A 13644-nucleotide genomic window follows, 5' to 3' on the forward strand; every position below is an offset into this window, starting at 1 on the left:
TGAAGGAGAGGCCCGGCACCGGAAGGCATCGGTGCCGGGCCTCTCCGCGGAGACTATATGAAAATGGTTCCCATGAGCTAGAGGTGAGTCAGAGGTCGATGCCGGTGAGGACCAGCACGCGCTCGTACGTGTAGTCCTCCATGGCGAAGCGCACGCCCTCGCGGCCCACGCCGGACTGCTTGACGCCGCCGTACGGCATCTGGTCGGCGCGGTAGGACGGGACGTCGCCGATGACGACACCTCCGACCTCCAGGGCGCGGTGTGCGCGGAAGGCGGTCTGCAGGTCGTGGGTGAACACGCCCGCCTGGAGGCCGTACTTGGAGTCGTTGACGGCGGCGAAGGCCGCCGCCTCGCCGTCCGCCTTCTGCACCGTGAGGACCGGCCCGAAGACCTCCTCGCAGGAGAGCGTGACGTCGGCCGGGACCTCGGCCAGGACGGTCGGCGCATAGGAGGCGCCGTCGCGCTTGCCGCCGGTGAGCAGCCGGGCGCCGGCGTCGACCGCCTCCTGGACCCACGTCTCGACGCGCTGGGCGGCGTCCTCGCTGACCAGCGGCCCGACGTCGGTCGTGTCGTCGCTCGGGTCGCCGGTGACCTGGGCCTCGACGGCGGCGACGACACGCGGCAGCAGCCGGTCGTACACCGAGGCGTCGGCGATGACCCGCTGGACGGAGATGCAGGACTGCCCGCCCTGGTAGTTGGAGAAGGTGGCGATGCGGTTCGCCGCCCGGTCCAGATCCTCGTCGCTCGCCCAGTCGGCGAGGACGACGGCGGCGCCGTTGCCGCCCAGCTCCAGGGTGCAGTGCTTGCGCGGCACCGAGTCCATGATCGCGTAGCCGACCTTCTCGGAGCCGGTGAAGGAGATGACGGGCAGGCGCTCGTCCCGCACGAGGGCGGGCATCCTGTCGTTGGCGACGGGCAGGATGCTCCAGGAACCCGCGGGCAGCTCGGTCTCGGCCAGCAGGTCGCCAATGATCAGGCCGGACAGCGGGGTGGCCGGGGCCGGCTTGAGGATGATCGGGGCGCCGGCGGCGATGGCCGGGGCGACCTTGTGGGCGCAGAGGTTCAGCGGGAAGTTGAAGGGCGCGATGCCGAGCACGACGCCCTTCGGGAAGCGGCGTGTGAGGGCGAGCCGGCCCTGGCCGCCGAGGTCGGTGTCGAGGCGCTGGGCCTCGCCGCCGTTGAACCGCCGGGCCTCCTCGGCCGCGAACCGGAACACCGACACGGCACGCCCGACCTCGCCGCGCGCCCACTTCAGGGGCTTGCCGTTCTCGGCGGAGATCAGCCGCGCGATCTCCTCGGTGCGCTCGGCGAGGCGCTTGCTGACGTGGTCCAGGGCAGCGGCGCGCACGTGCGCCGCGGTGGCGGCGAACTCGTCCCGCACGGCGTAGGCGGCGGCAACGGCCTCCTCGACCTGCGCGTCCGTCGGCACGCTCACCGTGCCGACGAGCCGCCCGTCCCACGGGGAGGTGACGTCGAAGGTGTCCTCGCCGGTGGCCTGGCGGCCGGCGAGCCAGTAGGCGTGGGTGGCTGCCACATCGTTCTTCGGCATGGGGGTTTCCGGCCCTTCGGCGTCGGGGGTGGTCCTGTGCTAGTGCCGCGGGGCGCAATCTTTGCCCGTCAAGGAGCGGCGTCCGGTGCGTGCTCTCGGTGTGCCGGCCGGAAGTCCTCGTACTGGATGTACCTGGGCTTTCGGCCGGTGCGGCGAGTGGGGGTCCCCCCTGCTCGAAGAGCTTGGGGGAGCGTGCCGGGCGTCGCGACGGGGCGAACGTTGCCTGTCGCGGCACTAGGGATCAACGGTAGGCGCGGGGTGACCGAAGGGCGTTTGTCCGGGGCGTAGCAGTGACGGCCGGGGACACTACGGTTTGGCCAGTGCCGCGGCAGGCAACGTTCGCCCGTCAAGGAGCGGCGTCGTGGGGTACCTCCCACGCCTTTCGGGCAGTGGGGGAGCGTGCCGGGCGTCGCGACGGGGCGAACGTTGCCTGCCGCGGCAATACAACTAGTCTGCCGAGGTCGCCTTGAGGGCCAGCCACAGCTCCATCCGGACGTCCGGGTCGTCCAGGGAGCGGCCCAGGATCTCCTCGACCCGGCGCATGCGGTAGCGCAGGGTGTGGCGGTGGACGCCGAGTTCGGCCGCCGCCGCGTCCCACTGGCCGTGCTTGGACAGCCAGGCGCGCAGCGAGGCGACGAGGTCGCCGCGGCCGGTGGCGTCGTGCTCGTACAGCGGCCGGAGTATCCCGTCGGCGAACGCCCGTACCGCGTCGTCCGCCAGCAGCGGCAAGACGGATCCGGCCGCCATCCGCTCGTGCTCCACGAGGACGCGCCCGCGCCGCCGCGCCACCGACAGCGCCTGCTCGGCCTGCTTGTACGCGGCGGACGCGGCGATGGGCCCGGCCGGGGCCGACAGGCCCACGACCAGCTCGTCCCCCTCGCCGCCCGGCACCTTCTCGCGCACGCCGGACCGGGCCGTCTCCAGGGCGGCCGCGTACTCCGCGGCGGCCGCCGCCGCGGCACCGCCGTCCGCGGCCAGCACCACCAGCCGCTCCCCCTCCGGCACGACCAGGACGGCCTCGCCGGCCCGGGCCGCAGCGGACTCCATGACGTCGGCGAGCGCCGCGAGGGGGTCGCCGTTCGTGTCGGCCGCGGCGAGCGCGGCGGCGGAGGGCCGGTCGACGGCCGGGGCGCCCGCCCGGGCCTCGGCACGGGCCAGCGCGGCCGACACCGGCACCCGCTCCGCGACCATCATCCGGAACGGCGCGTCCAGCAGCCCGCCGTAGAGACCCCCGGCGACGGTACGCGCGTGGTCCGGTTCCCCGGCCAGCAGCATGCGCAGCACCGCCGCGCCGATCCGCTGCTCGGCCGCCTGGAGGGAGCGGGAGCGTTCCGTGGTCAGGGTCAGCAGCGCGATGGCCGAGTGGACGGCGTAGCGCTCGGCGGTGCCCGGGGCGGCGGCCGTGCCCACGGCGAGAGCCGCGCGGGGGCGGCGGCCGGTGCCGATGGTGTGCAGCTCGACCCGGTCCTCGTTCTCCGGGCCGCCGACCACGGACGAGGCGGGCGCGGGCCGGTCCCGCAGCCGCTGCACGTCACCGGTGAGCCGCGCGGCGCGTCGGCCCGCCCAGTCCGGTGCCGTGGCGACGACGGCGCCCGAGGCGTCGTACAGCGCCGCCCAGCCGTCGACCTGCGCGGCCAGCGCGGCCAGCAGTCCCTCCGGCCCGCCGGTCTGGGCCTGCCGGGTCAGTTCGCGCTGGGCGGCGAACCCCGCGGTGACGGCCCGGTACTGGTCGGCCGCGATGGCCGCGGACACGGCCTTGCTGATGGCCAGGAAGGGCGTGCGGCGCGGCACCTCCAGCAGCGGCAGGCCCTCCTCCCCGGCCGCGTCGACGAGCGCCTCGGGAATCTCCTCGTAGTTGACGCCGACGGCGAAACCGAGCCCGACCACACCGGCCCCGGCCAGCCGCCGGACGTAGCGGCGCATGGCCTCCGGGTCCTCGGCGTCCAGCTTGAGCGCGGTGATCAGCAGCAGTTCCCCGCCCTCCATGTAGGGCACGGGGTCGGCGAGCTCGCTGACGTGCGCCCAGCGGACCGGCACGTCGAGGCGGTCTCCGCCCGCCCGTACGGTCAGTTTCAGCGCGGAGTGGTGGACGAGCGAGGCGAGCGTCGGGGGCATGGGGCCTTCCGCGTCAGAGCGGTGTGATCTTTATGGTCTTTTGGCCGCCGCGTATGAACGACCTGTGACGATTCTGCCTCACCGTACGGTCTCCGCGTACCGGTACCGGCGGGAAGGCGCCACGGTGCACCGGGAGACGCTCAGGCCGCCGCGGCTCCCGGCGATGTTCAGGCCCGTCGGCTCGCTGGGCCGCACGACATCCGCGCCGGCCGGGCCACGCCGGGCACCGCCGGCCCCGCCGACACGGGAGTCCGTCAGCCCCGCAGGTCCACCAGCAGCGGCGGCGCGTGCTCGCCCTTCACGTCGGTCAGCGACAGCACCGCGTGCCCCGCCGGCACCCCGTGGGCCAGCTCGGAGGCGGACCAGCGCTCCCGCTCGACCTGGCGTACGGTCACCGCCCGCGCGGTCGGCGCCTTGCCGGTGATCACCCGCCGTACCGCGTGCAGTGCCTTGCCGGCCGGGGTCTCGGCGATGATCTGCCGGTCGGTGACGTCGCGCGCCTCGGTCCACTCCTTGCCCCACACCTCGGCGAAGTCCTGCCCGTCCCAGGGTGTGAGCCCCGACAGGGCCATCCGGCACCCGGTGGCGCCGAGCAGCGGCCCGCGCAGCGGCCGGGCCACGTCGTCCAGCGACCGCAGGGTGAGCACGACACCGGCGTTACCGGACCGCAGCCGCTGGATGCCGCGCACGGCCTCCGGCGTCACGACCCCGGTGGCGTCGTCGAGCACCAGGCAGGCGAACAGGGAACGGTCCTCCCGTACCGCGACACTCGCCGTGAACTGCGCGAGCACCAGCCGCGCCAGCATCCGGGAGGCGTCGGCGTGCCCCCGCTCGGGCAGGTCGACGCGCACGCGCACGGGATGGTCGAGGGCCTTGAGCGTGAAGGGCCGCGACTGCCCGGAGGTGTCGAAGAACCCGGCGAAGGCGGGCCGGTCGAGCAGGGCGACGCGGTCCGCGAGGACCCCGCCGACGTCCCCGGGCTGGCCCATCTGCCGCTCCCGGGCGTCGAGCTCCCGCAGCAGCGACTCCCGCCCCGCCTCCTGAAGCCCCTGCCGCAGCGCGGCGAACGGCCCCGGCGCACCGTCGAGCAGCTGCCGCAGCTCCGGTACGGAGGGAAAGCGCCCGTGGACGGCGCGGAACGGCCCGAGCAGCTGGGCGAGGACGGTGGTGGACCGGCGGCTGTCGCTGCCGGGATGCGGATCGGCGAGATCCCCTACGAGCGCCTCGGCCAGCACGGCCGCGGCCTCGTCCGGGTCGCCGGTCCCGCCGTACAGATCGAGGTCGTACTCGGACTCCTGGTTCCCGATCCGCACGACGACGTCGTACGCGTCGGCCGGCCCGAGCCCCGCCCCGGCGGCCCCGACGACCACCACGGCGGCGCGCCCGGCGAGGGCGTGCAGACAGAGGGACTCGGCGAGGGGGCGGACGACGGTGCCGGTCTTGCCGGAGCCGGCGGGGCCGACGGCCACGAGGGAGGTGCCGAGCAGGTCCGGGCCCAGGGCGAGCCCCGCCCCGCGGTAGGCGTAGGGGTTGCGGACGTCGTCCACGGTGGTCCCCAGCCGCACCTGCCCGGTGACCAGGTCGTGCCGGGCGAGCCGGGCCGGCAGGTCACGCTCGCCGGACGGGTGGAGGCAGGCGGCGGCACCGTCCTTGAGCACGGCACCGCTGAAGGTGGCCAGACTGTGCCGCCCGGTGCGCACGCCCTGCCAGGCGCGGAGGATCCGGGCATGGTCGACGTCCCGCATCAGCCCGCAGCGGGCCTCGGCGGCGAGCCGCTCGGCGGCGTCGACGGCTCCGGCGGCGCGCAGTTCGTTCCACTCGGCCGGGTCGTCCTGGGGGGCCGGCTGGGCCGCCTGGTGCTCCGGCCGGCGCAAGCGGGGGGTGACGAGGCGGCGCCACACCTCGCCCCAGCGGCCGAGCCGGGCCACCCCGACCATGATCGCCAGGGCGACGAGCAGCTCGTACCCCCGGTACACCACGAACGTGCCCATCTCGCCGAGATCACTGTCGGCGCCGCGCCAGGCATCGGGGACGATCAGGTCGAACGGCACCCACCACCAGGTGCCGAGGTACCCGTTCTGCAGCAGCGACCAGATCAGCCAACCCACCAGGAAGGCGATCAGCGCCCCGCTCAGCAGCTGCCGGGTGGGGACCTCGTCGAGCTCCTCGTCGGGCCGCGGCCGGTGCCCGAACCGCCACACGCCCGGCGCGGCGTCGGGGCGCGGCGCGCGCAGCCAGGCGAGGAAGGCCGACCCGTCCGGCGGCGGTGTCACCGGTGCCTGGGGCGGCCGGGGAGGCATCGCGGGCACCTCCGGCGGCCCCGCCGGACGCGGCACGGGATGCGCGTGCGTACCCCGGGCCTCCTGCGTCCCGTCGCTGTCCATCGCCCTTGCCCCCTGACCAGCCGCGCCGTCCACCATCAGCGAGCCAATCTAACGCCCTCTCCTGGGGAGTTCACCGCTTACGCGGCCGGGGCGTGGGCAGCAGCCCCCGAGACCGCCATGTCCACCCCGGACAAGCCGCTGCGCCGACAACGCCCACATGGAGCATGCCCACCCCCCTCCCCCCGCCCTAGCCTGCGAGAAAAGAAGCCAAGCGTCCGTATGTCACCCTCCGCACCACTCCAGGAGCCCCGCATGACCGCACTTCCGCAGGAGCGCCGCGTCGTCACCGCCATCCCCGGTCCGAAGTCGCAGGAGCTGCAGGCCCGCCGTACCGCCGCGGTCGCGCAGGGTGTGGGGTCCGTGCTGCCCGTGTTCACGGCGCGGGCCGGTGGCGGGATCATCGAGGACGTCGACGGGAACCGGCTGATCGACTTCGGGTCGGGCATCGCCGTGACGTCCGTCGGCGCCTCCGCCGAGGCCGTCGTACGGCGGGCGTCGGCACAGCTCGCCGACTTCACCCACACCTGTTTCATGGTCACGCCCTACGAGGGGTACGTCGAGGTCGCCGAGGCGCTCGCCGAGCTGACCCCGGGTGACCACGCCAAGAAGAGCGCGCTGTTCAACTCCGGCGCCGAGGCCGTCGAGAACGCCGTGAAGATCGCCCGGGCGTACACCAAGCGGCAGGCCGTCGTCGTGTTCGACCACGGGTACCACGGGCGCACCAACCTGACGATGGCGCTGACGGCGAAGAACATGCCGTACAAGCACGGCTTCGGGCCGTTCGCGCCCGAGGTGTACCGGGTGCCGGTGGCGTACGGCTACCGCTGGCCGACCGGGGCCGAGAACGCCGGCCCCGAGGCAGCCGCGCAGGCCGTCGACCAGATCAGCAAGCAGGTCGGCGCGGAGAACGTCGCCGCGATCATCATCGAGCCGTTGCTCGGCGAGGGCGGTTTCATCGAGCCGGCCAAGGGCTTCCTGCCGGCGATCCGCGAGTTCGCCTCCGCCCACGGCATCGTCTTCGTCGCCGACGAGATTCAGTCCGGCTTCTGCCGTACGGGCCAGTGGTTCGCGTGTGAGGACGAGGGCATCGTCCCGGACCTCATCACCACCGCCAAGGGCATCGCCGGCGGTCTCCCCCTGGCCGCCGTCACCGGTCGCTCCGAGATCATGGACGCCGCGCACGCCGGCGGCCTGGGCGGCACCTACGGCGGCAACCCGGTCGCCTGTGCCGGTGCGCTGGGCTCGATCGAGACGATGAGGGAGCTCGACCTCAACGCGCGGGCGAAGAGCATCGAGGCCGTCATGAAGGCCCGCCTGTCGGCCATGCAGGACAAGTTCGACATCATCGGCGACGTCCGCGGGCGCGGTGCGATGATCGCCATCGAGCTGGTGAAGGACCGGGCCACCAAGGAGCCGAACCCGGAGGCGACCGCCGCACTCGCCAAGGCCTGCCACGCCGAGGGCCTGCTGGTCCTGACCTGTGGCACCTACGGCAACGTGCTCCGCTTCCTGCCCCCGCTGGTGATCGGCGAGGACCTGCTGAGCGAGGGCCTCGACATCATCGAGCAGGCCCTCACCCGCGTCTGAACCGCCGCCGCGCGTATCTGAGCCCCCGTCGGGGCAGGTGAGCCGCCCCGGTTCCGCTCCCGGGGCGGCGAGCGACAGAGCGTGTGAAGAAGGTGTGCGAGGTGGATGGCAGGGAGCCCGGCGGCCTGTCCTCCGCCCCGCCCCTGTCGTAGGTTCTACCCAGATGAGAGATACACCCCGCCCACAGGGGACTGTGGGCGACATCAGGCCGGGGCCTCCCCAGCTTCGACCTGGTCGTGCCCTCGCGCACACAACCGGAGCCTGAGGCTCTGGATCTCCTCACCGATCGGACGGTCGCCCGCCCCAAACCCCCCGGGGCGCGCGACGTTCCGGTCCGTACGGCCGCCTCGGAGCCACCCCCCCTTGTTCCGGGGCGGCCGACCTCCCTCCCGTGCGTCCGCGCGCGTGCCAAGCTGTGCCACATGCCGATCCCCGCGAGCCAGGAACGCGCCGCGTCCACCGCGCGGGCCAGGAGAACACACCCGGGAGCGCTGACCCTCCTGTTCGGCCTTCCCGCCCTGCTGTTCGCGCTGATCACCTGGCAGGTCGTCGCCGACGGCCCGCTCGTCCGGCTCGACGAGCGCGTCAGCCGCGGCCTCGTCCACCCGGACGGTCTCTCCGAGTTCCTCTCCGACCTCGGCAACGTCCAGGTCGCGGTCCCGGTCCTCGCGGTCGCCCTCGGGTACGTCGCCGTACGCGTCCGCCGCGGCGGCGGCGACCGCTGGTGGTCGCCGGTGGCCGTCGCGGTCCTGCTCATGGCCCTGGTCCCGGCGCTGGTCATCCCGCTCAAGGAGCTCACGGACCGCCCGGGCACGCCGGCCGTCCCGCCCGGCACCGGCTACTACCCGTCGGGCCACACCGCCACGGCCGCCATCGCCTACGGCTCCGCGACCCTGCTGCTGCTCCCCCGGCTCCGCACGCCCCTCGCCCGCCGCACCCTGGTCACCGCCTGCCTCGTCCTCGTCCTCGGCGCGAGCTACGGCCTGGTCCGCCGCGGCTACCACTGGCCGCTGGACGTGGTGGCCGGCTGGTGTCTGTGCGCGGTGCTGCTGTCGTCGCTGTGGCTGTCCCTCAGGCGGACTGCGCCGCCCGAGCAGCCCGAATAGCGCCTACGCGCCGTTCTCCGTGGCCAGCCCCGCCGCCGCCTCGTGCATCGCCAGTTCCAGCAGGGCCGGGTCCGTCAGCAGGCCCGACCCGTCCGGGGGGACCAGCCAGCGGACGCCGCCCGGTGAGGAGCGGCCCGGGTACGGTACGACGATCCAGGTGCCGGCGCCCGCCGTGCGGATGCCCGTGCCGAGCCAGCGTGCCGCGGTGCCCGGCGGCACGAAGAAGCCCATGCGCGCGTCACCGAAGTCCACGAGCACCGGCCCCGGCCGGTCGAGAACCCGGCTCAGCACGTCGAGCGTGGCGTAGCCGAGTTCGCCGGGCAGGATGAGCACGTCCCAGGCGCTGCCGGCCGGCAGCAGCGCCACCCGGAGCAGGCTGCGCTCCCACTTCCAGCGGCAGGCCTCGGGATCGGGTGCGACGGATGCGAGCCACTCCACCGCCGTCTTCGCCCCTTTCATCAGGAAGACCCCCATCTCTCTCGTGAATCTCGCGGACGCGCAGCGCGTCACGAGGGAGAGGGGGTGTCCTGGTGGTCATTACGCGGGTTGCGGCCCCTCGTTGGAGTGAACCGGCTCACGCCCGTGCGTCAGCTGTCGAAGCCGAGGCCCAGCTTGTCCATCGTCCGCAGCCACAGGTTGCGGCGTCCGCCCCGCGCATCCGCGCGGGCCAGGGACCACTTGGTGAGGGCGATGCCCGTCCAGGCGAAGGGCTCGGGCGGGAACGGCAGCGGCTTCCGGCGGACCATCTCCAGCTCCGTGCGCTCGGTGCGCTCCCCCGCCAGCAGGTCCAGCATCACCTCGGCGCCGAACCGGGTGGCACCGACCCCGAGTCCGGTGTACCCGGCCGCGTAGGCCACCTTGCCCTGGTGGACGCTGCCGAAGAACGCCGAGAAGCGGGAGCAGGTGTCGATCGCGCCGCCCCAGGCGTGGCTGAAGCGGACGCCCTCCAGCTGCGGGAAGCAGGTGAAGAAGTGCCCGGCGAGCTTGGCGTAGGTCTCGGGGCGGTCGTCGTACTCGGCGCGGACCCGGCCGCCGTAGGGGTAGATCGCGTCGTAGCCGCCCCAGAGGACGCGGTGGTCGGCGGACAGGCGGAAGTAGTGGAACTGGTTGGCGCTGTCGCCGAGACCCTGGCGGTTCCTCCAGCCGATCGAGGCCAGTTGAGCGGGGCTGAGCGGCTCGGTCATCAGGGCGTAGTCGTAGACCGGGACGGTGTAGGAACGGACGCGTCTGACCAGGTTCGGGAAGATGTTCGTGCCGAGGGCGACCCGGCGGGCACGGATCCGGCCGTAGGGCGTGCGGACCGCCATGCCGGCGCCGTACGGCTTCAGGTCCAGCGCCGGGGTGTGTTCGTAGACGCGCACGCCCAGGTCCACGCACGCCCGCTTCAGGCCCCAGGCGAGCTTCGCCGGGTTCAGCATCGCCACGCCCCGGCGGTCCCACAGGCCGGCCTGGAAGGTGGGTGAGTTCACCTGCTCCCGTACGGCTTCGGCGTCCAGGTACTCGATTCCGTCGGCGAGGCCCCGGCGGGAGGTCTCCTCGTACCACTCCCTCAGTTCCCGCGCCTGGTACGGCTCGGTGGCGACGTCGATCTCGCCGGTGCGTTCGAAGTCGCAGTCGATGGCGTGCCGGGCGACCGCCGCCTCGATCGCGTCGAGGTTGCGGGCGCCCAGCTCCTGGAGCTTGTGGATCTCCTCGGGCCAGCGGGCGAGGCCGTTGGGCAGGCCGTGGGTGAGGGAGGCGGCGCAGAAGCCGCCGTTGCGGCCGGAGGCGGCCCAGCCCACCTCGCGGCCTTCCACCAGCACCACGTCCCGCTGCGGGTCGCGCTCCTTGGCGACCAGCGCGGTCCACAGTCCGCTGTAGCCGCCGCCGACGACCAGCAGGTCGCAGGTCTCGGAGGTGGTGAGGGCGGGTGCGGGACGGGGCCGGCCGGGGTCGTCCAGCCAGTACGGGACCGGCCGGGCGTCGGAGAGCGAACGGGTCCACTGATTCATGGCGCTCGGGGCCATGATGTCAACTCCCTACGGTGATGCCTTGTGTCTGTTGCGGCGGTTTCCGACAGCCATGGAAACCAGGACGAACAGGACGGCGACGACGAACATGGCCGTGCCGATGACATTGATCTGAACGGGCGTTCCGCGCTGCGCCGATCCCCAGACGAACATGGGGAAGGTGACGGTCGAGCCGGCGTTGAAATTGGTGATGACGAAGTCGTCGAAGGAGAGGGCGAAGGCGAGCAGCGCCCCCGCCGCGATCCCCGGCGCCGCGATCGGCAGGGTGACCCGGACGAAGGTCTGGAACGGGCCCGCGTACAGGTCCCGCGCCGCCTCCTCCAGTTGTGGGTCCATCGACATCACACGCGCCTTGACGGCCGTGACGACGAAACTCAGGCAGAACATGATGTGCGCGATGAGAATTGTCCAGAAGCCGAGCCGCGCGCCCATGTTGAGGAACAGGGTGAGCAGTGAGGCGGCCATGACGACCTCGGGCATCGCCATCGGCAGGAAGATCAGCGAGCTCACGGCGCCGCGGGCGCGGAACCGGTAGCGAACCAGGGCGAAGGCGATGAGCGTGCCGAGGAGGGTGGCGCCGAGGGTCGCCCAGAACGCGATCTGGAGGCTGACCGACAGCGAGCCGCACAGGTCGGAGACCCCGCAGGGGTCCTTCCAGGCGTCCAGGGAGAACTGCTGCCACGCGTAGTTGAAGCGCCCCTTCGGTTTGTTGAAGGAGAAGACCGTGACGATGACGTTCGGCAGGAGCAGATAGCAGAGCGTCAGCAGTCCCGCGATGACGACGAGATTTCTCTTGAGCCAGTTGACGAAGGGCATTCAGACCAGATCCTCCGTCCCGGACCTGCGGATGTAGAAGGTGACCATGAGGAGGATGGCCGCCATGAGGATGAAGGAGAGCGCCGCGGCCGTCGGGTAGTCGAGCACTCTGAGGAACTGCGCCTGGATGACGTTTCCGACCATGCGGGTGTCAGTGGAGCCGAGCAGATCGGCGTTGACGTAGTCGCCGGTCGCCGGGATGAAGGTCAGCAGCGTGCCGGAGACGACACCCGGCATCGACAGCGGGAAGGTCACCTTGCGGAAGGTCGTCCAGGGCCGGGCGTACAGATCACCGGCGGCCTCGTGGAGCCGGCCGTCGATGCGCTCCAGCGAGGTGTAGAGCGGCAGGATCATGAACGGCAGGAAGTTGTACGTCAGGCCGCAGACCACCGCGAGCGGCGTGGCCAGGACGCGGTCGCCCGCGGTCCAGCCGAGCCAGCTGGTGACGTCCAGGACGTGCAGCGTGTTGAGCGCGCCGACGACCGGGCCGCCGTCCGCGAGGATCGTCTTCCAGGCCAGCGTGCGGATCAGGAAGCTGGTGAAGAACGGCGCGATCACCAGGATCATGATCAGGTTCCGCCAGCGGCCCGCCCGGAAGGCAATCAGGTACGCGAGCGGGTAGCCGAGCAGCAGGCAGAAGATCGTCGCGGTGCCGGCGTAGAGCACGGACCGGACGAACTGCGGCCAGTACCCGGACAGCGCGTCCCAGTACGTGGCGAAGTGCCAGGTGACCCTGTATCCCTCCTCCAGTGAGCCCGTCTGCACGGACGTGGAGGCCTGGTAGATCATCGGCAGCGCGAAGAACACGAGCAGCCAGAGGATGCCGGGGAGCAGCAGCCAGTACGGGGTCAGGCGGCCCCTGCGCTTCGGGGGCTTCGGCCCGGGGGCTTCCGGTGCGAGCGGCGGTGGCGCCTCGGTGAGTGTGGTCATCAGGCGGCCTCTTCCACTCCGGCCTCGATGTCCTGGGCCGCGTCCAGGCCGAAGGTGTGGGCCGGGTTCCAGTGCAGGACGACCTCGGCGCCGGGCACCAGGCGGGGGTCGCGGTCGATGTTCTGGGCGTAGACCTCGAAGTCGGCGCAGACAGGGCTGTCGACCACGTACTGCGTCGAGACGCCGATGAAGCTGGAGTCCGCGATCCGGCCGGTGATGCGGTTGCGGCCCCCGGGTATCTCGCCGGCGTCGTCCGCGTGGGTGAGGGAGATCTTCTCCGGGCGGACGCCGACCAGCACCCTGCCCCCGGCCGTCGTGGGCGCGCCGCACCGCGCCCCGGGCAGGACGAGCTTGCCGCCACCCGCCTTCAGCACGATCTCCTCGCCGCTCTTGTGGTCGACCTCGGCCTCGATGAAGTTCGAGGTGCCGAGGAAGTTGGCGACGAACGTGGTGCGCGGGTTCTCGTAGAGATCGGCCGGCGAACCGAGCTGCTCGACGCGGCCGGCGTTCATCACGGCGACCGTGTCGGCCATGGTCATGGCCTCCTCCTGGTCGTGCGTGACGTGGATGAAGGTGATGCCGACCTCGGTCTGGATGCGCTTGAGCTCCAGCTGCATCTGGCGGCGCAGCTTCAGGTCGAGGGCGCCGAGCGGCTCGTCGAGCAGGAGCACCTTGGGGTGGTTGATGAGCGCGCGGGCCACGGCGACGCGCTGCTGCTGGCCGCCGGAGAGCTGGTGCGGCTTCTTGCGGGCCTGCTCGCCGAGCTGGACCAGGTCGAGCATCTCCTCGACCTGCTTCTTCACCGACTTCCATCCCCTCCGACGCAGCCCGAAGGCGACGTTCTCGAAGATGTCGAGGTGCGGGAAGAGGGCGTACGACTGGAAGACCGTGTTCACCGGCCGTCTGTACGGCGGGAGGGCCGTCACGTCCTGGTCGCCCAGGAAGACGGTACCGGCGGAGGGCTCCTCCAGGCCGGCGATCATGCGCAGGGTGGTGGTCTTGCCGCAGCCGGAGGCGCCGAGCAGGGCGAAGAACGAGCCCTGCGGCACGGTCAGGTCGAGCGGATGGACGGCGGTGAAGGCGCCGTAGGTCTTGGTGATACCCGTCAGGCGGACGTCACCGGTGGGGTCCGTCTTGGTCGTCATGGT

At 72.4% G+C, this 13644-nt stretch carries 10 protein-coding genes; 2 read left to right on the forward strand and 8 right to left on the reverse strand.

The features are described 5' to 3' along the window. Nucleotides 1-88: 88 nt before the first annotated feature. The 3 genes from ACZ5TL_RS18725 to ACZ5TL_RS18735 form a co-directional block, all read right to left on the reverse strand. Complete coding sequence (locus tag ACZ5TL_RS18725) at nucleotides 89-1549, reverse strand: aldehyde dehydrogenase family protein (protein ID WP_468590984.1); 1461 nt, start codon at nucleotides 1547-1549, stop codon at nucleotides 89-91. A gap of 447 nt (nucleotides 1550-1996) precedes the next feature. Further along, the gene (locus ACZ5TL_RS18730; RefSeq protein ID WP_468590985.1) at nucleotides 1997-3664 is read right to left on the reverse strand and encodes a PucR family transcriptional regulator; all 1668 of its coding nucleotides are present in this window, start codon (nucleotides 3662-3664) and stop codon (nucleotides 1997-1999) included. Nucleotides 3665-3918: 254 nt separating this feature from the next. Further along, complete coding sequence (locus ACZ5TL_RS18735) at nucleotides 3919-6048, reverse strand: ATP-binding protein (RefSeq protein WP_468590986.1); 2130 nt, start codon at nucleotides 6046-6048, stop codon at nucleotides 3919-3921. 252 nt (nucleotides 6049-6300) lie between these two features. On the opposite strand from ACZ5TL_RS18735, the gene gabT reads away from it, so the two are divergent. Both gabT and ACZ5TL_RS18745 read left to right on the forward strand, forming a co-directional pair. Next, nucleotides 6301-7635, forward strand: a complete 1335-nt coding sequence (gene gabT, locus ACZ5TL_RS18740) for a 4-aminobutyrate--2-oxoglutarate transaminase (RefSeq protein ID WP_468590987.1) — start codon at nucleotides 6301-6303, stop codon at nucleotides 7633-7635. A gap of 422 nt (nucleotides 7636-8057) precedes the next feature. Continuing rightward, nucleotides 8058-8741 carry a phosphatase PAP2 family protein gene (locus ACZ5TL_RS18745; RefSeq protein WP_468590988.1) on the forward strand — a complete coding sequence of 228 codons (684 nt, stop codon included), beginning with the start codon at nucleotides 8058-8060 and terminating at the stop codon, nucleotides 8739-8741. A gap of 3 nt (nucleotides 8742-8744) precedes the next feature. Here the strand turns inward: ACZ5TL_RS18745 and ACZ5TL_RS18750 are convergent, their stop codons facing one another. The 5 genes from ACZ5TL_RS18750 to ACZ5TL_RS18770 all read right to left on the reverse strand — a co-directional run bounded on the left by ACZ5TL_RS18750 (nucleotide 8745) and on the right by ACZ5TL_RS18770 (nucleotide 13641). Further along, nucleotides 8745-9200 (reverse strand): hypothetical protein, encoded by a 456-nt coding sequence (locus ACZ5TL_RS18750; protein WP_468591230.1) that lies wholly within the window; start codon nucleotides 9198-9200, stop codon nucleotides 8745-8747. Between the two features lie 128 nt (nucleotides 9201-9328). Further along, a complete protein-coding gene (locus ACZ5TL_RS18755) occupies nucleotides 9329-10747 on the reverse strand; it encodes an NAD(P)/FAD-dependent oxidoreductase (RefSeq protein ID WP_468590989.1) in 1419 nt (472 codons plus the stop codon). 12 nt (nucleotides 10748-10759) lie between these two features. Continuing rightward, nucleotides 10760-11566 carry an ABC transporter permease gene (locus ACZ5TL_RS18760; protein ID WP_468590990.1) on the reverse strand — a complete coding sequence of 269 codons (807 nt, stop codon included), beginning with the start codon at nucleotides 11564-11566 and terminating at the stop codon, nucleotides 10760-10762. Then, nucleotides 11567-12496, reverse strand: coding sequence for an ABC transporter permease (locus tag ACZ5TL_RS18765; protein WP_468590992.1), 930 nt, complete (start codon nucleotides 12494-12496; stop codon nucleotides 11567-11569). Continuing rightward, the gene (locus ACZ5TL_RS18770) at nucleotides 12496-13641 is read right to left on the reverse strand and encodes an ABC transporter ATP-binding protein (protein ID WP_468590993.1); all 1146 of its coding nucleotides are present in this window, start codon (nucleotides 13639-13641) and stop codon (nucleotides 12496-12498) included. The genes ACZ5TL_RS18765 and ACZ5TL_RS18770 overlap by 1 nt, the downstream gene beginning before the upstream one ends. Nucleotides 13642-13644 lie beyond the last annotated feature (3 nt).

Source organism: Streptomyces sp. NPDC033136 (assembly GCF_055578235.1).